This window comes from Cyclobacterium lianum, from assembly GCF_900143075.1.
Classification (GTDB): Bacteria; Bacteroidota; Bacteroidia; order Cytophagales; family Cyclobacteriaceae; genus Cyclobacterium; species Cyclobacterium lianum.
This window is the reverse complement of record NZ_FRCY01000002.1, coordinates 289,385-315,617: the sequence shown is the minus strand read 5'-3', so window position 1 is coordinate 315,617 and position 26,233 is coordinate 289,385. Positions and strand designations below refer to the sequence as shown.

Annotated in this window: 23 protein-coding genes; 19 read left to right on the top strand and 4 right to left on the bottom strand. The window is 45.6% G+C overall.

Annotated features, from left to right (window positions below; all coding sequences use genetic code 11):
- Window positions 1–171: 171 nt before the first annotated feature.
- The 11 genes from BUB19_RS04000 (at window position 172) to BUB19_RS03950 (ending at window position 11,246) form a co-directional block, all read left to right on the top strand.
- Window positions 172–1,083, top strand: coding sequence for an aminopeptidase (locus BUB19_RS04000; protein ID WP_178371432.1), 912 nt, complete (start codon window positions 172–174; stop codon window positions 1,081–1,083).
- A gap of 75 nt (window positions 1,084–1,158) precedes the next feature.
- A complete protein-coding gene (hpt, locus tag BUB19_RS03995; RefSeq protein ID WP_073092416.1) occupies window positions 1,159–1,692 on the top strand; it encodes a hypoxanthine phosphoribosyltransferase in 534 nt (177 codons plus the stop codon).
- Between the two features lie 26 nt (window positions 1,693–1,718).
- The gene (locus BUB19_RS03990; protein ID WP_073092413.1) at window positions 1,719–2,291 is read left to right on the top strand and encodes an adenylate kinase; all 573 of its coding nucleotides are present in this window, start codon (window positions 1,719–1,721) and stop codon (window positions 2,289–2,291) included.
- Window positions 2,292–2,397: 106 nt separating this feature from the next.
- Complete coding sequence (gene obgE / locus BUB19_RS03985) at window positions 2,398–3,387, top strand: GTPase ObgE (RefSeq protein WP_073092410.1); 990 nt, start codon at window positions 2,398–2,400, stop codon at window positions 3,385–3,387.
- An 80-nt stretch (window positions 3,388–3,467) separates the two neighbouring features.
- Window positions 3,468–4,055: a nucleotide exchange factor GrpE gene (locus BUB19_RS03980; RefSeq protein WP_073092407.1), complete on the top strand. Its 588-nt coding sequence runs from the start codon at window positions 3,468–3,470 to the stop codon at window positions 4,053–4,055.
- A 6-nt stretch (window positions 4,056–4,061) separates the two neighbouring features.
- The gene (gene dnaJ / locus BUB19_RS03975) at window positions 4,062–5,171 is read left to right on the top strand and encodes a molecular chaperone DnaJ (RefSeq protein ID WP_073092404.1); all 1,110 of its coding nucleotides are present in this window, start codon (window positions 4,062–4,064) and stop codon (window positions 5,169–5,171) included.
- Window positions 5,172–5,240: 69 nt separating this feature from the next.
- Window positions 5,241–6,128 (top strand): hypothetical protein, encoded by an 888-nt coding sequence (locus BUB19_RS03970; RefSeq protein WP_073092398.1) that lies wholly within the window; start codon window positions 5,241–5,243, stop codon window positions 6,126–6,128.
- A 56-nt stretch (window positions 6,129–6,184) separates the two neighbouring features.
- Window positions 6,185–7,087: an ABC transporter ATP-binding protein gene (locus BUB19_RS03965; RefSeq protein ID WP_073092394.1), complete on the top strand. Its 903-nt coding sequence runs from the start codon at window positions 6,185–6,187 to the stop codon at window positions 7,085–7,087.
- The gene (locus tag BUB19_RS03960; RefSeq protein WP_073092388.1) at window positions 7,077–8,390 is read left to right on the top strand and encodes an ABC transporter permease; all 1,314 of its coding nucleotides are present in this window, start codon (window positions 7,077–7,079) and stop codon (window positions 8,388–8,390) included. Before BUB19_RS03965 ends, BUB19_RS03960 begins: the two co-directional genes overlap by 11 nt.
- A 131-nt stretch (window positions 8,391–8,521) precedes the next feature.
- Entirely contained in the window at window positions 8,522–9,721 is a 1,200-nt protein-coding gene (locus tag BUB19_RS03955) for a sensor histidine kinase (protein ID WP_073092382.1), read from the top strand.
- A gap of 16 nt (window positions 9,722–9,737) precedes the next feature.
- Window positions 9,738–11,246, top strand: coding sequence for a glycoside hydrolase family 32 protein (locus tag BUB19_RS03950; protein ID WP_073092379.1), 1,509 nt, complete (start codon window positions 9,738–9,740; stop codon window positions 11,244–11,246).
- 48 nt (window positions 11,247–11,294) lie between these two features.
- Here BUB19_RS03950 and pruA read toward each other — a convergent pair whose 3' ends face one another.
- The 3 genes from pruA to BUB19_RS03935 all read right to left on the bottom strand — a co-directional run bounded on the left by pruA (window position 11,295) and on the right by BUB19_RS03935 (window position 14,091).
- Complete coding sequence (gene pruA, locus BUB19_RS03945) at window positions 11,295–12,929, bottom strand: L-glutamate gamma-semialdehyde dehydrogenase (protein ID WP_073092376.1); 1,635 nt, start codon at window positions 12,927–12,929, stop codon at window positions 11,295–11,297.
- 77 nt (window positions 12,930–13,006) lie between these two features.
- Window positions 13,007–13,702, bottom strand: coding sequence for a YjjG family noncanonical pyrimidine nucleotidase (locus BUB19_RS03940; RefSeq protein ID WP_073092373.1), 696 nt, complete (start codon window positions 13,700–13,702; stop codon window positions 13,007–13,009).
- 5 nt (window positions 13,703–13,707) lie between these two features.
- Complete coding sequence (locus tag BUB19_RS03935) at window positions 13,708–14,091, bottom strand: ArsR/SmtB family transcription factor (RefSeq protein ID WP_073092370.1); 384 nt, start codon at window positions 14,089–14,091, stop codon at window positions 13,708–13,710.
- Window positions 14,092–14,237: 146 nt separating this feature from the next.
- Here BUB19_RS03935 and BUB19_RS03930 point away from each other — a divergent pair, with 146 nt between their 5' ends.
- The 7 genes from BUB19_RS03930 (at window position 14,238) to BUB19_RS03900 (ending at window position 21,514) form a co-directional block, all read left to right on the top strand.
- Window positions 14,238–14,882 carry a carboxypeptidase-like regulatory domain-containing protein gene (locus BUB19_RS03930; protein WP_073092367.1) on the top strand — a complete coding sequence of 215 codons (645 nt, stop codon included), beginning with the start codon at window positions 14,238–14,240 and terminating at the stop codon, window positions 14,880–14,882.
- A 127-nt stretch (window positions 14,883–15,009) separates the two neighbouring features.
- A complete protein-coding gene (gene pafA / locus BUB19_RS03925; protein WP_073092364.1) occupies window positions 15,010–16,650 on the top strand; it encodes an alkaline phosphatase PafA in 1,641 nt (546 codons plus the stop codon).
- 1,317 nt (window positions 16,651–17,967) lie between these two features.
- On the top strand, window positions 17,968–18,195 hold the full coding sequence (locus tag BUB19_RS03920) for a hypothetical protein (protein WP_073092361.1): 228 nt from the start codon (window positions 17,968–17,970) through the stop codon (window positions 18,193–18,195).
- Window positions 18,196–18,443: 248 nt separating this feature from the next.
- Window positions 18,444–19,355, top strand: a complete 912-nt coding sequence (locus BUB19_RS03915; RefSeq protein ID WP_178371431.1) for a BF3164 family lipoprotein — start codon at window positions 18,444–18,446, stop codon at window positions 19,353–19,355.
- A gap of 162 nt (window positions 19,356–19,517) precedes the next feature.
- Entirely contained in the window at window positions 19,518–19,925 is a 408-nt protein-coding gene (locus BUB19_RS03910; protein WP_317041574.1) for a 6-bladed beta-propeller, read from the top strand.
- Window positions 19,926–20,094: 169 nt separating this feature from the next.
- Entirely contained in the window at window positions 20,095–20,589 is a 495-nt protein-coding gene (locus BUB19_RS03905) for a hypothetical protein (protein ID WP_073092352.1), read from the top strand.
- Between the two features lie 625 nt (window positions 20,590–21,214).
- Window positions 21,215–21,514, top strand: coding sequence for a helix-turn-helix domain-containing protein (locus BUB19_RS03900; protein WP_073093161.1), 300 nt, complete (start codon window positions 21,215–21,217; stop codon window positions 21,512–21,514).
- A 35-nt stretch (window positions 21,515–21,549) separates the two neighbouring features.
- Here the strand turns inward: BUB19_RS03900 and BUB19_RS03895 are convergent, their stop codons facing one another.
- On the bottom strand, window positions 21,550–23,958 hold the full coding sequence (locus tag BUB19_RS03895; RefSeq protein WP_245802767.1) for a glycoside hydrolase family 95 protein: 2,409 nt from the start codon (window positions 23,956–23,958) through the stop codon (window positions 21,550–21,552).
- A gap of 233 nt (window positions 23,959–24,191) precedes the next feature.
- Here BUB19_RS03895 and htpG point away from each other — a divergent pair, with 233 nt between their 5' ends.
- Window positions 24,192–26,072, top strand: coding sequence for a molecular chaperone HtpG (gene htpG, locus BUB19_RS03890; protein ID WP_073092349.1), 1,881 nt, complete (start codon window positions 24,192–24,194; stop codon window positions 26,070–26,072).
- The last annotated feature ends 161 nt before the right edge of the window (window positions 26,073–26,233 follow it).

Genomic DNA, 26,233 nt, shown 5'->3' with positions numbered 1-26,233 from the left:
TTTTTACAACATTCAGTGTTTTAATTGATTTTGATTGCTATTCGTTTTTACTCGGTTATATGATACAAATGTATATTAATTTATGGGAACTTTAAACATCTATCTCAATTGTTTCAATAAAATCGAATTTGAAGCCGAAATTTATAAAATTATTTAACATAAACTATGCCAATGGATGTTTTATTAAAAGAAATTCTTGAGATCAAAAGCGTTTCCGGAGACGAATCGAAGATTTCCTCTTTTCTCCTTGACTTTATTCTGAAACGAAGATCTTCCTGGAAAGTTTCACCGGAAATTTATTCCGGTGAAGAATTTCATGATAATATACTACTTGTTTTCGGTAAACCCAAAACTGCTGCCTTTGCACATATGGATACCGTTGGTTTTACCTCCAGATATGAGAATCAACTTGTACCCGTGGGCGGACCGGAGATTGGCGATGGCGTCTGGCTGCAGGGGAGCGATCAGGTAGGTCCCATTCGCTGTATGGCCTATGAAAAGGACGGAAATATATTTCATGATTTCCCCAGAGGCATACAGCGCGGTACCTTACTTTCCTTTGAACAGCGCATCATAAGCGACAATGAAATGCTACAGGCAGCCTACCTGGACAACAGGCTGGGCATGTATGCCTTGCTTAAAGCATGTGAAGATCTGACCGACGGAATCATTGTATTCAGTACCTATGAGGAACATGGAGGTGGAGCCATGCCCTTTCTGGTCCGGTTTATTTATGAAAATTGGGGCATAAAAAATGGCCTGGTTGCCGATGTTACCTGGATTACCGATGGCATCCATTTTAATAAGGGACCCGTAGTTTCGCTCAGGGATAGCTTCATTCCCAGAAAAAAGTTTTTGGAGCGCATCCTTGAAACGGCAGATGCTTCCGGAGTGCCCTACCAGATGGAGGTGGAGGCGCATGGGGGAAGTGATGGAAGGGAAATACAGTTGAGTCCCTACCCTATCGACTGGTGTTTTATAGGTATAGCTGAAGAAAACCCCCACACCCCATATGAAAAGGCCAGTTTGGCAGATCTGGCAGACATGATCAAATTGTACCGATATTTAATGCAAAATTTGTAAGGGAGTGCAAAAAGTCTTTTCTTCGAAAAAATATACATCTGAAACGCTCCTGTTCTGTCCAGGAAGTATAGCCGCATGATTAAGATTGAGGATTTGAGTTTTGAACTTTTTATTCCGGAAGAAAAACTTTTGAAGAGGGTTAAAGAACTTGCGGCAGCCATAAATCAGGACTATTATGGAAAAAGTCCGATTTTATTGGCGGTTTTAAACGGTAGTTTTATGTTTATGTCTGATATTTGCAAGGAAATCAATCTGGAGGCAGAGATTACCTTTGTAAAGCTGGCCTCCTATTCCGGCACCAAAAGTACCGGCAATGTAAACAACCTGCTGGGGATCGGCCAATCCCTGAAGGATAGGGAGGTGATCGTCATCGAGGATATTATTGATACCGGCAAAAGCATGCGCCACCTGCTGGATCTGATCAGGCCTGAAAAACCCGCCAGCGTACACATCGCAAGTCTGCTGGTGAAGCCTGACGCCCTGCAGGAAGAGATTGACATCAGGTACCGGGGTTTTGATATCCCCGATCTTTTTGTGGTCGGCTATGGCCTGGATTACTGCGGCAAAGGCAGAAACCTCAGACAGCTGTACCAGAAAACAGAAAAATAACATTCATTCACGATAAAAATTAGTCTATGTTAAATATTGTTTTGTTTGGCCCTCCCGGAGCAGGAAAAGGAACCCAAAGCGAAAAATTGATTGAAAAATACAAGTTGGTGCATATATCTACGGGAGACTTATTCAGGAAGCATTTGGGAGAGGGTACCGAGCTGGGAAAACTGGCCCGGAAATACATGGATGAAGGCAACCTGGTACCGGATGAGGTAGTAATAGGTATGGTAGACGACAAGATCAATGCCTCCACCCATCTGACGGGCTTCATTTTCGACGGATTCCCGAGGACAGTGGCGCAGGCAAAAGCCCTGGACGAATTGCTTCAAAAAAAAGGGACAAGCATATCCGGGATGATATCTCTGGAAGTACCTGAGGAGGAATTGAAAAAACGAATCAGAGAGAGAGGAAAGACGTCTGGAAGATCGGATGATCAGGATGAAGAAAAAATCAAGAACAGGATCAAGGTATACAATGAAGAAACCTTGCCCGTGGCCGGTTACTACCAGGAGCAGGGGAAATTGGCGAGGATTCACGGTGTGGGAGGTATAGATGAGATATTCAGCAAGATTTGTGCAGTAATAGATGAATATTAATGTTTACCTTTGCAGTAAAACAGGGTGGCTAAGCTTAAAAGCTTAGCCATTTTAATTTGAGGCTGATATTGGCCGCAGGGGTATCGGCCGGAAAACCAGAGAACAAGTGGCAACATCCAATTTTATAGATTACGTGAAATTTTGCTCCCGTTCGGGAGCCGGAGGGAATGGTTCTGTGCATTTCAGAAGGGAGAAGCATGTGCCGAAAGGCGGCCCGGACGGTGGGGACGGCGGAAGGGGAGGCCATATCATCCTGAGGGGAAATGCACAACTCTGGACCTTGTTGCATCTAAAGTACAAGAAGCATGTCATAGCCGGGCGTGGCAAAAACGGAGAAGGAGCCAGAAGAAAGGGTGCCGATGGCGAGGATATTGTACTGGAAGTACCTGTCGGCACTGTGGCCAGGGAGGCTGATACCGGTGCCACCAGGTTAGAGATTACGGCGGACGGACAGGAATTTGTTTTGACACCCGGTGGACGTGGCGGTTTGGGCAATGACCATTTCAAGACTGCAACCAATCAGGCGCCGCACTATGCCCAGCCGGGAGGGGAAGGGGTGGAGGAATGGATCATTCTGGAGTTGAAGCTTTTAGCAGACGTTGGCCTCGTGGGCTTTCCCAATGCCGGAAAATCAACCCTGCTCGCCAGTATATCTGCCGCCAGGCCAGAAATCGCTGATTATGCGTTTACCACCCTTGTGCCAAACCTGGGGGTGGTCGCCTACCGCGATGATAAATCCTTTGTGATGGCCGACATTCCCGGCATCATCGAGGGAGCCGCAGAAGGCAAAGGGCTGGGATTAAGGTTTCTGCGCCATATCGAGAGAAACGCTATTTTACTCTTTCTGGTACCGGCAGACGCAGACCATATCGGGGAGCAGTATCGAATTCTGCTGTCCGAACTGGAGCGGTATAACCCCGAGCTGCTCGACAAGAAGCGGATACTGGGCATTTCCAAGGCGGACCTGCTGGATGCGGAGCTGATGAAAGCATTGGATGCGGAAATTCCGAAGGGAGTACCCCATTTGTTTTTTTCCGCTGTAAGCGGCTATCAACTGGCACGGCTCAAAGACTTGATTTGGAATGCATTGCAGTAATGATGTCAGAATGGCATACATTGGCATTGTGGCAAGTTAATTGTTTTCATGAATAGGATTTTTGAAAAACGGATTTAAACATGACAGATAAAGAGAAAGACGAAAAGGATCTTGACCTGGATCAGACCGAAACAGTGGAAAACCCTAAAAACGAGGGGGATGTGAACAATGAAGCCGATTTGGATGTTGCAAAGGATGCTGATTCTGACGAAAAGGCTGCAGAAGACAATTTGTCAAAGGAAAACCAGGATTTGAAGGACAAGTATGTCAGGTTATATTCTGAATTTGAGAATTTCCGGAGAAGGACTGCCAGAGAGCGGCTGGATCTGGTCAACACAGCTTCTCAGGAGCTTATCAGGGAGATACTGCCGGTACTGGACGATTTTGAAAGGTCCTTCAAAGCGCAGGCCGATTCCGGAGAAGAGGATCAAAAGCAGGAAGGAAGCAAACTGATCTACAACAAGTTATTAAAGGTACTGACTTCCAAAGGACTGGAACCCATGAATGACCTGATAGGTGAAAAATTTGATGCAGAGTACCATGAGGCGATCACACAAATTCCGGCCCCATCAGAAGATCTGAAAGGAAAGATCGTAGATGTGGTAGAAAAAGGCTATACCATGGCTGGGAAAGTGGTCCGATTTGCTAAAGTGGTCATTGGAAAATAAGAATTTATGGCAAAAAGAGATTATTACGAGGTATTAGGAATTGACAAAAATGCCGGCCCGGACGAAATAAAGAAGGCATACAGAAAACTGGCGCTAAAGTATCACCCGGATAAAAACCCCGGAGACCCTTCTGCAGAAGACAGGTTTAAGGAAGCTGCAGAAGCCTATGAGGTGCTAAGCAACCCCGAGAAAAAGCAGAGGTACGATCAGTTTGGTCATCAGGGCCTTGGAGGCAATGGCGGCTTCGGCGGCGGTGGCATGAACATGGATGACATCTTTTCGCAGTTTGGTGATATCTTTGGTGGCGGAGGTTTTGACTCCTTTTTTGGTGGCGGAGGAAGAAGCTCCAGACGCACAAAGAAAGGAACAAATCTCCGGGTTAAGCTGAAGTTGAACCTCAGCGAATTGGCGAATGGCGTAGAAAAGAAAATCAAGGTAAAGCGTCACATGATAGCTGATGGTGTCACCTTTAAAAATTGTAGTACCTGTCAGGGCAGTGGTCAGGTTAAAAAGGTTGTCAATACCATGTTGGGACAGATGGTTTCTGCCAGCACATGTCCATCCTGTGAGGGTAGCGGTCAGGTAGTGGACAAGAGGCCGCCCAATGCAGATGCCAGAGGGCTGGTGGTGAAAGAGGAGATTATCCCGATAAACATTCCCGCTGGAGTTGCGGACGGCATGCAATTGAGTCTTTCAGGAAAGGGTAACGAGATACCGGGAGGAGTACCGGGAGACCTGTTGATATTGGTAGAAGAAATCCCGGATGATGTACTTGTGCGGGACGGCAACAATGTGGTTTACGATCTTTACCTGAGTTTTGTGGATGTAGCATTGGGCGCCTCTCTGGAAGTACCCACTATAGATGGCAAGGTGAAAATCAAAATAGAACCCGGCACCCAGGCAGGGAAAATACTGCGGTTGAAAGGCAAGGGTATCAAAGAGCTCAACGGATATGGAAGAGGTGACCAGTTGATTCATGTCAACGTATGGACGCCTAAAGAAGTAACCAGGGAAGAAAGGGAAAAGCTGGAATCACTCAGAGACTCCGAAAACTTTAAGCCGAATCCGGGCAAATCGGAGAAAAGCATATTTGATAAGGTAAAAGAATTCTTTTAAAAAGAAAGGCCGGTTTACGGCTTTTCTTTTTTAAGAAACCTTTTGATGCCCCAACCGTAATAGAACGGTATGTTTAAGGAATTGAATTTCTCCATTTGTCTTCTCCTTTGTCTGGTAATCTCCTCTGAAGCACAAATAGTGAGGCATTTTGAGGTAAAAGAACGGGAAGATATCAATCTTGTGCTCCTGAATTTCTCCAGCTACAAAGGAGTGTCTACCATACAACGGGAATACCGCGGCTATCCTCTGATAGCAGATGCGGAACTTGGAAAAGTCAATATCCTGCCCACTTTTACACACAACTATTCCGATGGGGTTTTATATGCCATGTTGGAACACAAGAATGTAGAATCTGAAAGCCTGAGCAAAAATCTTTCCTACAGGCTATTTTCCAGCAGCGATGAGGATTTTGACCACAAATGGAAAGTCGGACTGGATGCCAACTACCTGTATGACCTGCGGCTTCAATTTGGTATCGGAAAAGCGCGGCTAGATCTATCCAATTTACCCGTGTCGAATTGCTTTGTAAAGACGGCCTCGGCGGATGTCTTTTTAAACTACTCGCGGCAAGTGCCCAATTCGGTTAATATGGACACCCTTTCCGTGGCGATCAATATGGGATCCCTGTATGCAGAAGACCTGCAAATGTCCAATGCGAGGCATTTGATGTTTGACGTCAACTATGGCTCAGTCAATCTGGCATTCGGAGATGCGATGGCTGCCACGTCCACCATCAATGCCATGGTGGGGGCTGGTACGGTAAATATCAAATTGCCCGCTGCAAACCTGCCCTATGTGGTCAAAATTAAATCTACGGCTATGTGCAGGACAAAGGTGCCTGGCCACCTCCGGGAAATTGCCGAAAAAACCTACATCAGCAAAGGATATCGGGCAGATGCCGAAAATCTCATGACCTTTATGATAGATGTTTCCGTGGGTTCAGTATCTTTGGAATAACGATCCTTCAGGAAGTATTTGCGAATTGTTTGCCTGTATCAAACCAACATGTCTATTTGGAAATTTTAAGCGTCAAATCCCTGAACAAGTCCTATGGGACACATCTGGCATTGAGAGATTTTGACCTTTCAGTGCAGCAAGGTATTGTTTTTGGCCTTTTGGGGCCAAATGGAGCAGGAAAAACAACTTTTATCCGGATTGTCAACCAGATCATCGAGCAGGATTCGGGCGAAATATTCATCAAGGGGCAGCCGCTGAGAATGCGCCATGTCCGCAACATCGGCTACCTACCCGAGGAGAGAGGGCTGTATAAGACCATGAAGGTAAAAGATCAATTGCTGTACTTTGCCCGGCTGAAAGGCCTGAGCAGGCAGGATTCGATCAGCAAGATCAGCAACTGGCTGGAAAAGTTAAACCTTAGCCAGTGGAAGGACAATAAGATACAGGACCTGTCCAAAGGAATGGCTCAGAAAGTACAGTTCATTGCCACAGTGGTTCACCAGCCGGACCTGCTCATACTGGACGAACCCTTTTCGGGCTTTGATCCGGTTAATGCAGAGATTATCAAAAACGAAATTTTGGAATTGAAGCGTCAGGGGACCACCATCATTCTTTCTACCCACAGGATGGAGTCTGTAGAATTGCTCTGCGACCAGATTGCCATGATCAACCAGGCCAGAAAAATCCTGGACGGACCAGTGAAGGTAATCAAAAATGAAGCAAAAACGAACCGGTTTAGGGTCAAAATGATCCCCAGAGCTATTGGTAATCTTCCGGATGTCTGGGATGTGGTAGACCACGAAGGGCTGGCAGAGTTTATTGTCAGACTGAACGGGCAGCAGCCGAATGTACTGTTGACAAATTTGATGAGCTATGGCGAAATACTGGGTTTTGAGGAAATTGTACCCAGTATAGAAGAAATCTTTATCCAGAAAATAAACGAGACGCATGAAGGGTAAAATTCTTTTAGTCATCAAAAGGGAATACCTGGCCAGGGTTAAAAAGCGGTCTTTTTTGCTGGCAACCATCATTACACCTTTGATTTTCCCTACCATTTTGGGCATTTTTCTGTGGATAGCCCTCTCAGATGTGTCAACGGAATCCAGAAAATTTATTGAGGTAGTAGACGAAAACAATGCCTACTTTTTAGAAAGCAACGAATCACTGGCCTTTTCCTATGGAGGTCTGGACCTGGACGAAGCCAGGGAACTGGTAAAGGAAGGAGACCGGTACGGGCTCTTGTACATTCCCGAATTGAGTCTTGACGAACCTGCCGGCATCACCTTCTACAGTGAAGAAACGGCGCCTATTTCGATGGTGGCCAATCTTGAGGCGGCACTCAAAAGCAAAATTGAAGAATTCCGGCTCTTTGCCTCAGGGATAGACCCCGATGTACTCTCATCACTCAAGACCAATGTCAATATCCGTTCCGTTATCGTAGGAGAAGCCGGTGGAGAGCGCATTTCAAATTCGGTGGTCAATTATGCGGTAGGCTTTTTGGCCGGAATCCTGATCTACACTTTCATCTTTGTATACGGCAATCAGATCATGCAGGGTGTCATCGAAGAAAAATCCAGCAGGATCATTGAAATTCTGGTTTCTTCTTTGAAACCATTTCAGTTGATGATGGGCAAGATCATCGGCATAGGTGCCGTTGGGCTGACCCAGTTTCTGATCTGGATATTGCTGATCAGTGCCGTTTCCTCACTGGTGGTTGGGTATTTTGGGATGAAAATGCCCCAGCAGGAATTGATGGAAATGTCCGGGCAACAAGAGCTTTTTGCCACCGGCAGCCAGGAAGGCATAGTCGAGGTACTCCAAATGGTTCAGGGAATTGATTTCATTCAGCTTACCATTACCTTCCTGATCTATTTTATCGGAGGCTATTTGTTGTACGGAGCTTTTTTTGCCGCCATAGGTGCGGCAGTAGATAGCCCTTCTGACGCACAACAGTTCATGTTTCCGGTCACCATTCCCTTGTTGATAGCATATATGGGTTTGTTTATTTTTGTGCTGGATGATCCCAATAGCAATGTATCTTTCTGGCTGTCAATTATCCCCTTTACATCCCCGGTGGCCATGATGGGCAGGGTGAGCTTTGGAGTACCCTGGCACCACCTCGCCATTTCTATCGGGCTGCTGGTGACGGGATTTTTGTTTACCACCTGGCTGGCGGGCAAGATCTACCGTATCGGTATCCTGGTACACGGCTCCAAGGTGGGATACAAGGTATTGTGGAAATGGATGAAAGACAATGGCTGAAGCCGCTGCAAAAGGTGGACGGCTCTGATTTAACTTCAAAAAATGATTTTTTATTTTCCCGGACGCAATAATGGGCTTTTAATATTGTTTCTGATTAGGAACTTCCTTAAGTTCGGAATCATCAATTGGCAATGAATAAAAAATTTCAAGACCTGACATCTTTGGACCTGTACCAAAACAGGGGTAAGGTGAAATGGGCTGTGTTCGCTTTCTCGGTAATCATTGGACTTGGGTCCATATACTACACCAATACCCTCGTGGAGGAATTGAAAATCAGAGAAAAACGGCAGGTAGACCTGTACGCGGAAGCGCTGGAATATGCCTCCGTCAATTCTGACAACCTTACCTTTATCTTCCAGGTGATCATCCAGGAAAACAAATCCATACCGGTGATCACGGTAAATGCGGAGGGAGAACCCATAGAATATAAGAACATCAATTTTAAAAAGAACAGTACGGAAGCAGAGCAAAGGCAACAATTGCTGGACGAACTGGAGACTATGAGAGGCTTGTATGATCCCATACGCCTTACGGACGAAGCCTTCATTTTTTACAGAAACTCGGACCTGCTGACCCGGCTCCAGTATTACCCCTATGTACAGCTTTCGGTGATTCTGGTTTTTGGCATACTGGCGTATGCGTTTTTCAACCAAAGCAAGGTGGCCGAGCAAAACAGACTCTGGGCCGGACTGACCAAGGAAACTGCACACCAACTGGGAACACCGCTGGCTTCGCTGATGGCCTGGATCGACTACCTGAAAAACTCGCCGGTGTACGATGAAAACCAGGAAGTGATCGTAGAGATAGAGAAAGACATCAAAAAGCTAACCATGGTCACTGAGCGGTTTAGCAATATTGGAAGCAGCCCGGTCATCAGGCCTGAGAATGTGCATCAGGTAATTGGCGATGCGATCAATTACCTGCGACCCCGCCTTTCCAGTAAGGTGTCTATTGAGCTCAATTCCCACGCAGAACACATCTATGCCCAGATGAACCGCTCATTGTTTGAATGGGTGATCGAAAATATCTGTAAAAATGCAGTGGATGCCATGAAGGGGCAGGGAGCCATCAGGATCAATATCGTCAAGGAGAGTGAAAAGTTTGTGCTGGTAGATATCAACGATACCGGCAAAGGGATAGAGAAAAAAATGTTTGCCAAAGTATTTAATCCGGGCTTTACCACCCGGCAACGCGGATGGGGTCTCGGGCTTACCCTGGCCAAGCGCATCATCGAAGGATACCATAAGGGGAGAATATTTGTGAGCTCCTCAGAACTGGGGAAAGGCAGTACCTTCAGGATCGTACTGCTCGGGGTAAGAGACAGTGCCTGATTAAAAAATCCATACCATGAAAAACACCATTATTTGTTTTTTGCCGCTATTGCTCCCGGTAATGCTGGCCTGCCAGCCCGGATCAACCGAAAAAAGCACAGGCACACAACAAGCAAATGCTTTTGATGAACCCTACCGGCCACAGTTCCATTTTAGTCCAAAAGCCAACTGGATGAATGACCCCAATGGAATGGTGTATCATGACGGGGAGTACCACTTGTTTTACCAATATTATCCGGATAGCAATGTGTGGGGCCCCATGCATTGGGGACATGCAGTTTCAGAAGACCTGCTGTATTGGGAGCATTTGCCGGTGGCCATAGAGCCGGATAGCCTGGGCTGGATATTTTCGGGATCAGCGCTGTTTGATGCGACCAACAGCAGTGGGCTGGGTTCTGCCGAAAATCCTCCGCTGGTGGCCCTGTATACCTATCATGACCCGATTGGAGCAGAGTCGGGTAGGGATGATTTTCAAACCCAGGGCCTCGCTTACAGTCTGGACAATGGCCGTACCTGGGAGAAATACCCAGGAAATCCAGTTCTCAAAAACCCCGGTATCAAAGACTTTCGCGATCCCAAAGTAACTCAAGTTAAATCGGATGGGGAGGAGAAATGGATCATGTCCCTGGCAGTGAAAGATAAAATCAGTTTTTATGCTTCGGATAACCTGCTTGACTGGAAGCATCTGAGTGATTTTAACCCGGACTGGGCAGCTTACGGTGGAGTTTGGGAATGTCCGGACTTGTTTCCTTTGGCAACACCAGAAGGGGAACAAAAGTGGGTCTTGCTGGTCAGCATCAATCCCGGAGGGCCTAACGGAGGTTCGGCGACACAGTATTTTATCGGTGATTTTGATGGGGAGAAATATACCAGCGCGCAAAATGCGGTGAAATGGCTGGATTACGGAGCAGATAATTATGCAGGTGTAACCTGGTCTAATATTCCCGAGTTGGACGGACGCAGGCTGTTTATCGGTTGGATGAGTAATTGGACCTATGCCAATGTGGTGCCCACTGAGGTCTGGCGTTCTGCCAATACCTTGCCCAGGAGTCTGGAATTGTATGCGGTGGAAGGCGAATACCACCTGGCTTCCCGGCCGGTAAAGGAATTGGAAATGCTGAGGGAAGAAAGTCAGGTAATTTCCGGGCAAAACATTACACTGGAGCAGGAGCTGGTAGAACTACAGTTTCAGACCAATACTACCGATTTCAGTATTGAATTCAGCAACCCTGCCGGAGAGCGGGTAATCATTGAAAAGAAGGGAGATACATTGTTTGTGGACAGGGCTGAATCGGGTCTGGTAGATTTTAACGACGGATTTCCAGCCAGGCACAGCGCACCTGTGAATGGCCTGGAAGTAGACGAACTCCGCATTTTCCTGGACAGGTCATCCATAGAAATTTTCATCAATAATGGGGAACTGGTGATGACGGATCTGGTTTTTCCCAGAGAAAGGTATACCCGGCTACACCTGGAGGGGCTAAAAGACGAAAATCACCTACATTATCTGAAGTCCGTTTGGTAAAAAATCAAAGCACTGCCGCTCAGGGCAGTGCTTTGATTCAGGATAATATCAGGATTCTCCCAGAAAAGGATACCTGTAGTCCTTAGCGCTGACGAAGGTCTCCTTGATGGTTCTCGGAGAAACCCATCGCAGCAGATTGATCATAGAGCCGGCTTTGTCATTGGTACCTGAAGCCCGTGCACCTCCAAAGGGCTGCTGACCTACTACCGCGCCGGTAGGTTTGTCGTTGATGTAGAAATTTCCCGCCGCGTGGCGCAGCCTGGTGCTGGCGAGCTCTATGGCATACCGATCGGTAGAAAAGACTGCACCTGTGAGCGCATAGGGAGAGGTCTGGTCGACCAGTTCCAGGGCTTCTTCAAAATGATTTCCCTGATACACGTAAATGGTCAGTACAGGTCCGAATATTTCCTCTACCATGGTTTTGTACAACGGATCCTCTACAACGATAACGGTGGGTTCGATAAAGTAACCCTTGGATTTATCACAATTCCCTCCGGCGATGATTTCCACATTGGGGGCTTTTTTCGCATCGGCTATGTATCCGCTGATTTTATCAAACGCTTTTTCGTCGATTACGGCATTGATAAAATTGCCAAAATCCTCTGTCCCTCCCATCCTCATGGAGGCCAGATCCTGTAACAAGTATGTTTTTACCTCTTTCCATATATTGGCGGGAATGTAGGCGCGGGATGCAGCACTGCATTTCTGTCCCTGGTACTCAAAGGCGCCTCGGCTGAGCGCTGTGGCGACTGCCTTCGCATCGGCCGATTGATGGGCGATAATAAAATCTTTTCCCCCTGTTTCGCCGACTATCCGAGGATAGCTTTTGTACCTCGAAATATTATTGCCTATGGTTTTCCACAAATGTTGGAATACAGCGGTAGACCCTGTAAAATGGAGGCCTGCAAAGTCGGGATGCGAAAAGATTACTTCACCGGCATCCGGTCCATCTACATAGATCAGGTTGATTACCCCATCGGGAAGTCCTGCTTCCTTAAACACCTGCATCAGTACATGGGCCGCATAAATCTGGGTATGGGCGGGTTTCCAGATGACCGTATTTCCCATCAGGGCCGGTGCTGTGGGCAGGTTACCTGCGATTGCGGTAAAATTAAAGGGAGTAATGGCAAAAATAAACCCTTCCAGTGGCCTCTGCTCCAGCCGGTTCCAGACCCCATCACCACTGATGGGAGGCTGCTGGGCATAGATCTCTGTCATGAATTTCACATTGAACCGCAAAAAATCAATCAATTCGCAGGCAGCATCGATTTCCGCCTGAAAGGCGTTTTTGGACTGGCCCAACATGGTGGCCGCATTGATTTTGTCTCTGTATGGTCCGGACAGGAGATCTGCTATCTTTAGAAATATGGCAGCTCTTTGTTCCCATTGCATGTTTTCCCAAGCAGGCTTGGCTCCCATTGCTGCATTGATGGCTTGCGTCACATGACCCTTATCGCCTTCATGAAAATGTCCCAACAGGTGTTGGTGGTCATGAGGTGGATGAAGCGAGGATAAATGACCCGTCCGCACCTCTTCACTGCCGATATACATGGGGATGTCCACTTCCTGTGACCTTGCAGCAGCAATGGCTTTTTGCAGGGAAGCCCGCTCCGGGGACCCGGGAGCGTAGCTTCTTACTGGTTCATTTTTTGGTTCCGGTACATTAAAAAAGCCTTTAAGCATAGAACGAATTCTTTTATTGGATTAATACGAATGGTAACAAATATACAAAATAACAACGGCTTAGCCGAAAGGAGGGTTCACAGTATGGTCCTGAGTTCGGACAGGTGGCTGATGGTGAAAGTCGACTGAACCTGATCCTTTTTCTGCAGGGGATTGTAGTATACCTGATCGATGGATGCATTTTTTGCCCCCAGAATGTCCGAGTTGGGATTGTCGCCGATCATCAGGCAATCTTCGGCTTTGCTGCCCAGCTTCTCGAGCGCATGGTAAAAGATTCTTTTGTCTGGTTTTCTGAACCCTGAGCTTTCTGAAGTGACTACAAGCTCAAAATAGGGAGCCAGTCCCGAATGTTTTAATTTGGAATACTGACTTTCGTTAAATCCATTGGTGATGATGTGGAGGGCATATGCATCTCTCAGGTAGTCCAGGATTTCAAATGTATGGTCCATAACTCGGGCCCGGGAAGATGTCTGGGATACAAAATCCTGCTCTAAAGTCACCGGAATGTGTGCAGGTGACAGATTTGCCCGCGTAAAAACTTTCCGGAAGCGGATTTTCCGAAGTTCAGATTGATCAACTTTACCCTGATTAAAAAGGTCCCAAAGCTCATGGTTTGTAGCCAGAAAGGCCTCAAAAAAAGAATCGAAATTTATCTCACCGAAATCCTCAAGACGGTAATGCACGAACAAATCCGATAGGGAATCTCGTACATTGCTATCGTAATCCCAAAGGGTATGGTCCAGGTCAAAAAAGATGTGTCTGTATTTTTTCACGGTACTTATTTTCTGTAGGGGTTGTTTTGTATTTTGTTTTTGGCCAGCTCCCTGTTTGAGTAGAGGATTTCGTATATTTCCTGGTCACGCAGCAGGTTTTGGTCTTTCTGGATAAACTTCAGGATTTGACTGAGTATCTCCTGTGCCTCCTCCAGAACATAGTAAAAGGTCCACTGATCCATCTTTTTACTGCCTATTAAACCAGCATGCTTCAAATATGTTACGTGGCGGCTGGTTTTGGTCTGTGTAAAATCCAGAATATGCTCCAGATCAGAAATGCAGAGTTCCTGATTCTGCATCAGCAAATGGAGTATTCTGACCCTCGCTTCCTCTGAAAGGGCCTTAAATACCCGCATCCCGTAGTTTAAACTTATGTTTTTTAAGCGCATTTAATTAACTTTAACAAATAAAACGTGTTGAAGTTAATGAATTGAGCTGTATTTCACTTATTATCGTGAAATCATTGGCTTTGTAACCATACAGGCTTGGTTTTCTACCGTAAATAAAAAGTGTAGCCTGCTGAAAAATAAAAGAAGTGAAAAATTTTATCGCAATATTAGCCATTTTTGTAGTGGGGCTTTTAGGCTTTCACCGGTCTGCCTCTGCTCAGGATACCCCTGAGCAGAAAGTAGTGCAGCTTTCCGGTGTAATTCTGAATGCGGACAGTACCACTGCCATTCCGGGCGTAAATATCTATGTGCCGAAGAAAGGGAGAGGGACAAGCAGTAACCGCTTTGGTTATTTTTCCATGCCGGTAGTGGCAGGCGACAGTGTAGTGTTTTCATTTATAGGCTTAAAACGGCAAACCCTTAAAATTCCTGCAGATATCACAGAAGACAAGCTCAGTTATATCCTCACCATGGTGCAGGACGAAATCGCCCTTCAGGAAGTACAGGTGATGCCCTACCCCACGGAGGAAGAGTTCAAAAATGCCATTCTGGCTGTGAATGTAGACGCCGAACCACCCCTCAACAGGGGCAACCTGAGTCCGCAATTGCTCCTGAAATGGGCCGAAGAGATGCCGGCTTCCGGAAACGAGAATTTCAGGCAATTCACCAATCAGCAAACCCAGCAAACATTGGACAGGTATGGGCCAAGGCCCTTGCCATTGCTTAATCCCTTCGCCTGGGCGCAGTTTATCAAATCCATTAAAAACGGAGACCTGAGGAACCGGGATTAGTAAAGGGTTCTGTCAGCTATCCCGTTAAAATTGTCCGTTTATCACTTTTCAGAGGGGGAAGGTCATCGTTTTATTCCTTCGATGAAGACAAAATGGTATATTCGCCCAATATTTGAAATCCGAAAACATGAAAAATTTATTTGTATTGGTCCTGGTGACCCTGTCCCATGTGGGGTTTTCTCAGAGTCAGGGACCCAAAAGCCCCGAAAGGCCAAAACTGGTTGTGGGCATTGTGGTAGACCAGATGCGGCAGGAATATTTTTACCGCTATCAGGACAGGTTTGTGGAAGATGGTTTCAAGCGGCTGATGAACGAGGGGTTTATGATGAAAAATGGGCATTATAACTATATCCCCACCTATACCGGCCCTGGTCACGCCTCTGTCTATACGGGGACCACGCCTGCCACCCATGGTATCATTGGCAATAACTGGTATGTACGGTCATTAAGTCGTTCCATTTATTGCGCCGAAGACAGTACCGTTACGGGAGTTGCCGGCAGTCCTTCCAATGGAGAAATTTCCCCCCGAAACCTGCTGAGCAGTACCATTACGGACGAACTCATGTTTGCTACGGGAAAACGCTCGAAAGTAGTCGGGATTGCCATCAAGGACCGGGGTGCTGCCTTGCCTGCCGGACACCTGGGAGATGCCTACTGGTACGATGCCAAAACCGGTGAATTCATGACCTCCAGCTACTATTACGATGAATTGCCGGAATGGGCAAAAGCGTTCAATGCCAGAAAACTACCGGAGAAATACCTTTCAGAGACCTGGGAGACGCTTTTCCCCCTGGAGAGCTATCTACAGGGCGCAGCAGATGACAATGATTTTGAATCGCCTTTTATTGGTATGGATACACCTACCTTCCCCTATGATTTGGCTGCTCTGAAAGATAATAATGGGGGATTGGGCCTGATCAGTACTACTCCATATGGTAATACACTTACCCTGGACCTGGCCTATGCGGCTCTTGAAGGAGAGCAATTGGGCAAAAGGGGGGTGACAGACTTTCTGGCGGTAAGTTTTTCGTCTACCGACTATATCGGACACCGGTTTGGCCCCTCTTCGGTAGAGGTGGAGGACAATTACCTACGCCTGGACCGGGAATTGGCGGAATTTTTTGATTACCTGGACCGGGAGATCGGCGAAGGGGAATATCTGGTGTTTCTTACCGCTGATCATGGGGTAGCCGATGTAGTCAGTTACATGCAGAGCGAAAGGGTGGCGGCCGGAAGTCTGGATACGCGTTTTGTGCTGACCCAATTGAAAGGATTCACCAATCAGCAATTCGGAGAGGGTGACTGGATTTCCAATTATTCCAACGAGCAGGTGTTTTTAAACCGGGAGCTGGCCAGAGAGAAGGGGCTGGACCTGGTTGAGATGCAACGGAAATTGGCCGATTTTATGTTGCGTTTTGATGGAATCAAAGAAACGTATACCGCAGAAGACTTGAGACGATTGGAATACAACCATGGCAGGAAGCATTTGCTGCAGATGGGCTTCAATCACAAGGCTTCGGGAGATGTGATGGTGATATTGGAGCCCGCCTGGCTGACCAATTCGGTACGGGGTACCACCCATGGTACCGGTTATACTTATGATACGCATGTGCCTATCGTGTTTTATGGCTGGGGTGTTCCGGCCGGAAGCAGCAGCCGCTATGCCACCATCACCGATATTGCCCCTACTTTATCCATGCTATTGAATACACGGCTACCCAATGGGGCTAGCGGCCAGCCAATTGGTGAGATTGTGGATGCAAAATGATAGGTTTTAAGGCGGGTTTGCCTTCGGTTTCCTTAGGATTGAATTGGAAAGGGTCAGCACCATTATAGTATATGGCATCTGGCTGTCAGGTATGTAACTAGAAATCCGACCGTTGACGAAATCCCCCTTTTCATTCTGGACAAGGGATTGAAGAAAATGGTCACAAAGCACACGAAGAAGGCACAAAGCACACAAAGAATTATGATATCGGTTGGTAGCGTACGCTAACAACTGGTCACAGAAACAAAAAGGTAAGCGCTTATCTATAAAATCGACCCCGATCAAATCTAAGGTCATAAGGGGCGGGGGGATTTTTTCGTTCGTAAAAATAATTCGATTGGTAAGAAATCGAACCAATCCGAAGCCAGAAGGTCCCTGATGCGCTACTTTTTCCCGAGCAGCGCTCTGTTCGAAAAGCACCTTGTTATATAAAATTAGAGTTCAACCCACTTCCGGGGTTGGGGTCCAGGTGAGAATACTTGTCGACCCCGGTTGTCGCCCGGGGTTATTTTTATTTAAGCCCTTCAGGCTTCGGAGTCAATTAGCTGATGTTGGTCGATACGCAATTTGGGACTTCATTCGTATAGGATTGGGCGAAAAAGAAAATAGTTTTTGAAAATGCCATTTTAGGTGATTAACGATTCTCTCAGTAAATGCAGGCCTGAAGGGCCTAAACAGCATTAACCGTAGGTGCAACCCACGGATTGTGGACCACCACCAAACTCCCCAACCCCGGATGGGGTTGAACCTGAATGGCATGGATTGTAACAATAACCGCCGGGAGACGGGGTCATACGATCGATCCCAGATCGGCAGTGGAGACCTTGCAGGCCCTTGTATCCATCAGGTCTTTCTAACAAGAAACATTTTTTAAAAACGCAATCAGAAAATGGGCCGTTGAAACAGCAATACTACAAAAGCGTTTGAATCCGAGACAAGAGAGGAAAATTGCTAAAAAATCGATGTTCTGAGGGGTATGTTTAGACTGTGAGGGCCGCAACAACCTCCGATTTGGCGATACTGCCACACCCTTTTCCACCTGAGCAACCCGCTAAAAGGGTTTGCGGTGACGAAATAGACGGGTTTTCACCGAATTTAGATCGAACTCAGTCTAAAACAGATGAGTTGTAATTTTTTTCAATATTTTTAAAAAAATAGTTGCACCCGTCGGTTTTTTTAATCAATTTAAGTGTCATTAAATCAATGAATTGCTTGTCGTCAGCAAACCTGACAGGTTTTTCCTTCTTGCAATTAGTTGATTTTAGAATTATGTCGTGTATTCACATTTCTACTTGAACGCAGAACGCAAGAAAATTAATGGCAGCCTTTGGGGCTGTAGCGGTTATGCTGGTGGCCTGCTGGCAGTTTGGTGTTAGTGGTACGGAAGCACCGTTTTCGGAAAACGAAGTAGCTTTGGAGAACGCGATTGCGGGGAGTGGTTATGGAGGACTTTGTTGTGACTGGTATACAGGAGTATGTGGGCACCCCATAGGCGATACTTTCAAAAAATCATTGTGGTATGGTGGTTATTCTGACTGCTTTTAATATTCTAAATTTTAAATGAGTAGAGATAAAGCAATTTTTCTCTACTCATTTAATTTATCGTTAGTGTTTTTTTTATTTCTATGCACGCTTCATACCCTATTTGGATACTCCTGGTTTTTGGTTTTTTCTTTTCTTGTGGGAAAGGACCCAGTGAAACTCAAGATAAAAACTATATTATTCATAAACTAGAAATTGAAGATGTTCCAGAACCGGATTTGCTTCGGGGTAACAAGCTCAACCTTTCTGTCTTGTTGGACCCCGAATCCATTCTCTGGACTGGAAAATACCTGGTGGTCGGCGAGAGCAAAACCTTAGATTATTACCTGCATGTTATCGATCCTGAAAGCGAAACGCTAATTAAAACAATGGGAAAAGACGTTTTTGGTCCGGGGGAAATATCGACAGCGTATCAATTGGAGAAAGGTAAATCTGTAAATGAGATCTGGGTCTATGACCATACCCAAAAACTGATAGCATTGTTTGATTTGGAATCACCGGATGAACTTTATCAAAAGGCTTTTCGTCAACCACAAAATATGTATTTGGCTACAGATATACGTTGGTTTTCGGATGATAAGCTAATATGCCGGTTGGCAGATGGGGACGATAAGTATGTACTTTACGATACACTTGGAAATCAGCTTACCACTTATGGTACCTGGAGCCAACTAATTGCGGATCCTTCCCTCCCTCCCAATGTAATCAAATCCGTTCACCAAGGGAGAACGTCCTTTAACCCAGCTCAAAAAAAATATGTGTTAGGAGGACGCTTTAGGGATTTTATTGAAATTCTGGATCTCTCAAGTGGGGAAATAATTTCTACCCGTGGTCCGGAGCACGTTATTCCAGCGTTTGTGGTTGATTACTCAGCGGGGTATCCCATGGCACAGTTTACAGATAGAAGCCTTTCCAGCTACTACATGGATATAATAGCTGGGGATGAATATATTTATGCACTATATTTTGGGAAATCTGCAGATTTATATTATAAAAATGGCGAATTGTCAAAAGAAATCTTTGTTTTCGATTACGATGGCAAGTTGGTAAAAACCTATACCCTGGATTATTCGCTGGTTTCTCTGGCTGTAGATGAAGAGAATAGGCGTTTTTTTGGTATTTCATCCGATGAGGATCCGAATGTGGTGGTTTTTGATTTTTAAGATATTTAATCAATACGTTATGGTTTTACAAGTTAACATGATGTGAAAAACAAATTTTACTGCATATTTATATGGATTATATCTTTCTCCGCTTGTGATAGACCTGTCACTTATACAATTGAAGGTGAGGAAAGCCAGCATATTCTGTTTTAAAATGTAGAAATAAATACTTTTTCTTATAAAATGGATAAAATAGTTCCGCTGGAGACAACAGGAAATAATTTTTTATCCGACAATCTAAAGGTAAAGCTCACTCCTGATTTTATTTTTGTTTTCGATGAAGAAATCAGAGATGCCGTGCACCAATTTGACCACAGCGGCCAATATTTGGGCAAAATAATCAGCACAGGAGAAGGCGCGGGAAAAGTCAGCCGGATTTATGACTTTACGGTTTCCGAAAAGGGAGTAGAACTTCTGGTCGGAAAGGGCTCCTATTCAGAGGTGGTAGTGCTTTCTATAGCGGATAAAAAGGTCATTGAAACGCTTCAGCTGGATGTAATAGGTTTTCCTTTGAAAAAAATAAACTGGAGGAAGGCTGGGGGGATATTTTTAAGCGTTCCGTTGCCATAACAGATTCAGGCAAAATTGTTTTTTCAACCCATCCCTTAAATCTGATCCGGAATGCTGAAAAATTTGAAGGCAATAAAATTGTAGCCGAAGTCTTAAATGAACTGAAGAATCATGACAATCCAATTTTGGTTTATTCCGACCTACAATTCAGTACTTAAACCAAATCCCAATGAAAACCAACTATCTGATACAAAACATCATCTTTTTATGCTTCGTTCTGACCATTTCTGTAGGCTGTAATTCATCCGGCGGGGACGGAAAACAAATGGTTTTCCCAACAGATATAACTGTAATTGAGCCAGACGATTCCGTTAAATTTGACACCAGCTGGTTTGACAGTAAATACAAGGTGGCAGTATATATGAATAAAGTCGGCCGGTCCATTACTACCCTGGACTGGCAACCTGCGATATCAAACAACAAGGAGGTCGCCTTCCTTTTCTACATCTCGGAAAAAGATCCTTCCAAATTGATACGGCAATTGAGAGAGAACAATTTTTCGCACCCCGTAATTCACGATCCGAATAGGGAATTTTATGAAGCGAACGGTATCGGGGAAGTATCCTTTATTTCATTTTTGCTAAAGGATGATCGCAAAATAGGAATGGGCAATCCCTCGTTCCCGAACTTTCAGGAGAGGCTTGAAGCACTGACCAAGGAATAATGGGGTAAACCAAACGGTTAATCCATTAGCAAATCGGACTCGTTTTGTTAAGAAACCGACTGTCGGAGAAATCAATGGTTTGAAAGAGAAATTTCTTGCTCGAATAGTTTACAGAAATTTATATATTTCAAATAAACCTTTTATAGCTACACAGGCTCCAGGCCCGTTTGTGACATGCCAATTGAATCATTTTAATTTACTGGAATTTAGTATTGGAACCAGTTAATCCTTCTTTTGAATTATACCAATACGGGTCCAATTCGTAGATATCTCATTTTCCTCATAACAGCAATGCAGTTGCCAAAAATGCGGATTTGTTGGACTGTGAACGGGAAATTCTTGGTAATTTTTCACCTCACTTTGAATAAAGTGGGGTGAAAATCTGTTTTAGCAGCAACTACAATCGTCCTATTTGCTCAATAGAGCACATCTTGTGGAACTTGAGTAAAAAGTCCCACCCATTAATTTTGTGACTAAAACCAGGGGCGTAGCCCTGTAATCTTATTAGAAGAAACCTGTGTCGGCGAAAATGAGGGGCGTTAGCCCTGAAATCTTTTTCGTTCTTCCGTCAAGACAAAAATTTGGAGTCAAAGCCCTCACAGAATTGTCCAAAAAAACCAAAACCATGAAAAATTATAAGGATCTCAAAACATTTGATGAGCTGATTGAATTTGAGCATGGAAAAGTGGGGAGTGCAAGCCGAATTAAATATGAAGAAAGTGCCCAAATGTTTATTGTAAGCGAAATGTTGAAGGCAGCAAGGAAGGCCGCCAATCTGACTCAGGAACAGTTGGCAGAAAAGGCAGGGACGAAGAAAAGCTATATTTCTAAACTTGAAAATGGAAAAGGGAATATACAATTATCGACCTTGATAAGGATTTTTGAACAAGGACTAAATAAAAGAATTGGATTAACTTTCTTATAAATTGTAAAGGATCAGAACTTCACCCTTACCTCTTCCTAGTCCTCAAATCCGGGAAAGACCGATTCCGACTCCCCTTTTTTTAAGTCAATAAGCCATTCCTTATCCTTATAAAGCACCTTGGCTTTTCCACCGCTCAGTGCCAGAATAGTCGCTTTTTTAAGGTTGCCGGCTTCCCATTCCATACTTACCTCAAAATTCCCGCGTGCTTTCAGTCCGCTTACCTTGCCCGTAGCCCATGCTTCAGGCAGGGCTGGTAATAAGCGGATGATTCCATCCTCATGGGACTGCAGGAGCATTTCGGCAATGCCTGCTGTGGCCCCAAAATTGCCTTCAATCTGAAAGATCTCGCCCAGCAAATCAAACATATTGGGAGCCAGTTGGCTGGCCATCATTTGATGGATGTGATCCAGGGCCTCGTCTCCCTGCTGTAAACGCGCATAAAAATTGATAATCCATGCCCTGCTCCAGCCGGTTTGTCCGCCGCCACCATAAGCAAGTCGCCTTTCGATGGTTTTTTCAGCAGCCTGGAACAATTCGGGTGTTGCTGCAGTGATTTGATTGGACGGGTACAAGGCGTAAAGGTGAGACATGTGCCGGTGGCCGGGCTCCGCCTCCTCATAGTCCTCGTACCATTCCTGAAGGGTGCCGTCATTGCCAATTTTAATCGGAGGTAATTTAGCCCTTGCTTTTTCTATTTCCGCAGTCAATTGCTGCGCTCCAAGGATTTCCTCTGCTTTCAGGCAGGCCGTAAAAATGTCATTGATGATTTGGATGTCCATGCTGGCAGCCGTGGTGTTTCTCGTTGGCTTGCCGGTAGTTGGATCAATATAGGCGTTCTCTGGTGAGTAGGAAGGAGACGTGACCAATTCGCCTTTTTCATTCTCCTTCAGGAAGTCCAAAATAAACCGGGCAGCGCCGGCAATCACTGGGTAGGACGTTTCTTTTAAATAGTCTTGATCTTGGGTAAACTCATAGTGCCGCCATAGGGATAGCGACATCCAGGCACCTGCCAGGGGGTTGGAATAACCGTTGGTAACCTGAGATTCCCTGGTCGACCCGGAGGGAGTCGTTCGTCCAAATGGATTGGAGACATGATGGGCCATCCAACCGGAGGAACCGATGAAATTTTCTGCGGTAGTGCTACCGTTTTCCGCCAATTTTACCATAAAATTGGAAAGGGGAACAAAAGCCTCGGATAGATTGGTCAGGTCGGCAGGCCAGTAGTTCATCTGTAGATTGATGTTTAGGTGAAAATCCGATTCCCAGGGAGCCCACATTTCCTTGTTCCAGATGCCCTGAAGGTTTGCAGGCAGAATGGCCCTGTTGACCGAGCTACCCATCAGGAGGTACCTTCCGTATTGAAAGAACAATTCCGTAAGGTGGTTGTCGTTTCTGCCCTGACGCAGCAGCGCCAAACGTTTGTCTGTGGGAATGGTATCCTGAAGGGTACCTCCCATAGAAAGTTTGACCCGGTTAAACATCTCGCTGTGCTCGGAAATATGCGCCTGTTTAGCGGTTTCGTAAGCTGTTTCAGCAGCATCTTCTAAAAATTTCAAGGCAGTGTCTTTAGCGTCAATGTTTCTGTCAAAGTTCAATTCAGCTAAATTATAATCCGTTGCTGCACTGACAATAATAGTGTATCCGGTACTATTTTTTATGTTGAGGGTATTCTCATTTCCACTGATGGTACCATCGTCCAGGGATGCCATTATTTGGGCCGCGAACTTCATGTGCTGCCCTGTTTCACCCGAGCCTCCCGGATTATCATCGTAGCCATCCGGATTGTCATATACCTGACCATCTACGTAAAGAATTTGGTTTTCTCCTACACGCTGAACAATGTCCTTTTCCCGGTCAGAACGGATCGAGCTGCTTACCGGGGCTCCATCCAAACTCTCAAAGCGATAAAAAACCACGTTGTATTTGTTGGAAGCAAAAGCTTCCCTGACAAATCTTTTTCCCTCAATGCTGTAGGTTACTGTTACTAATCCTGTTTCCATATCCAGGGATCTGCGGTAATTTTCCGGCGTGCCCTGCTGGTCAAAGGAAATGTGTAGCTTACCTAGCGGCTCATAGGAACGTATAGAGGTAGGGGACACGGCCAAATGCTCCATCCCATAGTTCAGGGCTTCCTGGTATTTTCCTTCCAGGTTCAATCGCTGGAACGCTTCATAATGTTTGCGGATATCTTCTGGGTATGGGTCTTCAGGCATCCCTGCCCATAAGCTTTCCTCATTGAGCTGAATTTGTTCCTGCTGCAGGCCTCCATAAACCATGGCTCCCAGTCGCCCATTGCCAATGGGAAGGGCTGCCAGCCAGTTGTCGGCGGGGGAGGTATACCAAAGTTCCATTCCCGATGAGGGACTATTTTCATTACCTAACATTTGGCAGTGGTCGACAAAGGGAGTCATGCTGGTGATGAGAAATAGGAAAAGCTGTCGCATGTTGGGCTTGTTTTGATAGTGTCGCATAATACCAAAATATTCTGAATAAAGTTAGGGAATCGTCAATCAGGATTCTTCCATGTAAACTCGCTTGACGCTCCCTTATGTGGAATAGAGGATATCTTTAAACGGAAACAGGTACTGACAATTTGGCATTAAAATGAATTTGGAACAAGACTTGATCCAGCCATTTCTACAATAAGGACTTTGTTTACATAAAAATAAAAAATACCATGCAGGAGAAAGGTACCATTTCGATCCATACCGAAAATATTTTCCCCATTATCAAGAAGTTTCTCTATTCTGATAATGAGATTTTTCTCAGGGAACTCGTTTCCAACGCAGTAGACGCTACGCAGAAAATCAAAAGGCTGGCTGCTTTGGGTGAGTACAAAGGAGAGCTGGGCGACCTGACCATCGATGTCAGCTTTGACAAAGACAAAAAGACCATTACCGTATCGGATAAAGGTATTGGCATGACTGCCGAAGAAATCAAAAAATACATCAACCAGATTGCCTTTTCCGGAGCATCCGAATTTGTAGAGAAGTTCAAAGATGCCAAGGATGCCAATGAGATCATTGGTAAGTTTGGTCTGGGTTTTTACTCGGCCTTTATGGTGGCCGACACGGTGGAAATCCATTCCCTATCCCGAGAGGAAGGCGCTGAGCCGGCCAAATGGGTCTGTGATGGCAGCACCGAATTTGAAATCAGTCCCGGCGACAAAACCGAAAGGGGAACGGACGTGATCCTGCACATCAATAGTGAGTCGGAGGAGTTTCTGGATAAGTGGAAGCTGCAGGAAATTCTTGACAAGTATGCCAAGTTCCTTCCGGTTCCGATCAGGTTTGAAACCAAAACCGAAAGTGTAGAAGACGGGGTAGATGACAAGGGAGAGAAGAAATGGAAATCGGTAGAAGTTGACAATATAGTCAATACCACCGACCCCATCTGGACACAGGCGCCAAGCGAGTTAAAAGACGAGGATTACCTTAAATTCTATAAGGAATTGTATCCTATGAGCGAAGATCCGCTTTTCTGGATCCATCTGAATGTGGATTATCCATTCAACCTTACCGGAGTCCTGTATTTTCCCAAAGTAAAGAAAGACTTTGAACTGCAGCGCAATAAAATCAAATTGTTCAGCCGGCAGGTTTTCATCACCGATGAGGTAAAGGATATTGTACCGGAATTCCTAATGCTGCTGCACGGGGTGATTGACTCACCCGACATTCCCTTGAATGTTTCCCGAAGCTTTCTGCAGGCAGATAGCAACGTCAAGAAAATCAACAATTATATCACCAAAAAGGTAGCGGACAAGCTGGGTGAATTGTTCAAAAAGGACAGGAAAGTCTACGAAAGCAAGTGGGCTGACATTGGTCTTTTTGTGAAATACGGGATGATCTCTGAAGACAAGTTTTACGAGAAAGGAAAAGATTTTGCCCTGTTTACCAATACGAAGGGTGAGCATTATACACTGGACGAATACCGGGAGAAAGTGAAACCTTTCCAAACCGGCAAAGACGATAAACTGGTTTATCTGTATGCCACAGATCCTGATAAGCAGGACAGCTTTATCCAGTCGGCCAATAAAAAGGATTACGATGTGTTGCTGATGGATTCGCCCATTGACAGCCATTTTATCCAGCATTTGGAAGGTAAACTGGAAAATGCCAGCCTGAAGCGGGTGGATGCCGATGTAGTGGACAAGCTGATCGAGAAGGAAGGCGGATATGAGAACCTGCTGACTGAGGAGCAATCCAAAAAGGTGAAAGAAATATTTGAGAAGGCCATTGACAGCAAGACCTATTCGGTGGAAGTTCAGGGTTCCAGTCCGGAGGAATTGCCCGTGACGGTGACCATGGACGAATTTATGCGAAGGATGAAGGACATGGCGCAAAACGGAGGCATGGGATTCTACGGGGCCATGCCGGACAATTATAAGGTGGGCGTAAACGGAAATCACCCGGTAATTGACCGGATTTTGAAATCAGAAGATGCTGCAGAACAGGAAAGGTTGGCCAAGCAGGCTTTTGACCTGGCCCTGCTTTCTCAGGGACTGCTGAAAGGAAAAGAGCTCACTGCCTTTGTGAAAAGAAGCGTGGAGTTGATCTAAACAAACAAACAGGAATACAGTAAGGGAAGGTGGGTATTGAAACTCGCCTTCCCTTTTTTTGTTTACACGTCGATCTTAGAATGATTGGAGTTGCTGAATGGCAGCTTAAAGCTGAATTGGTGTCCTTGAGACGGGCTGAGAAAGTCTCAGGGTAATATCTT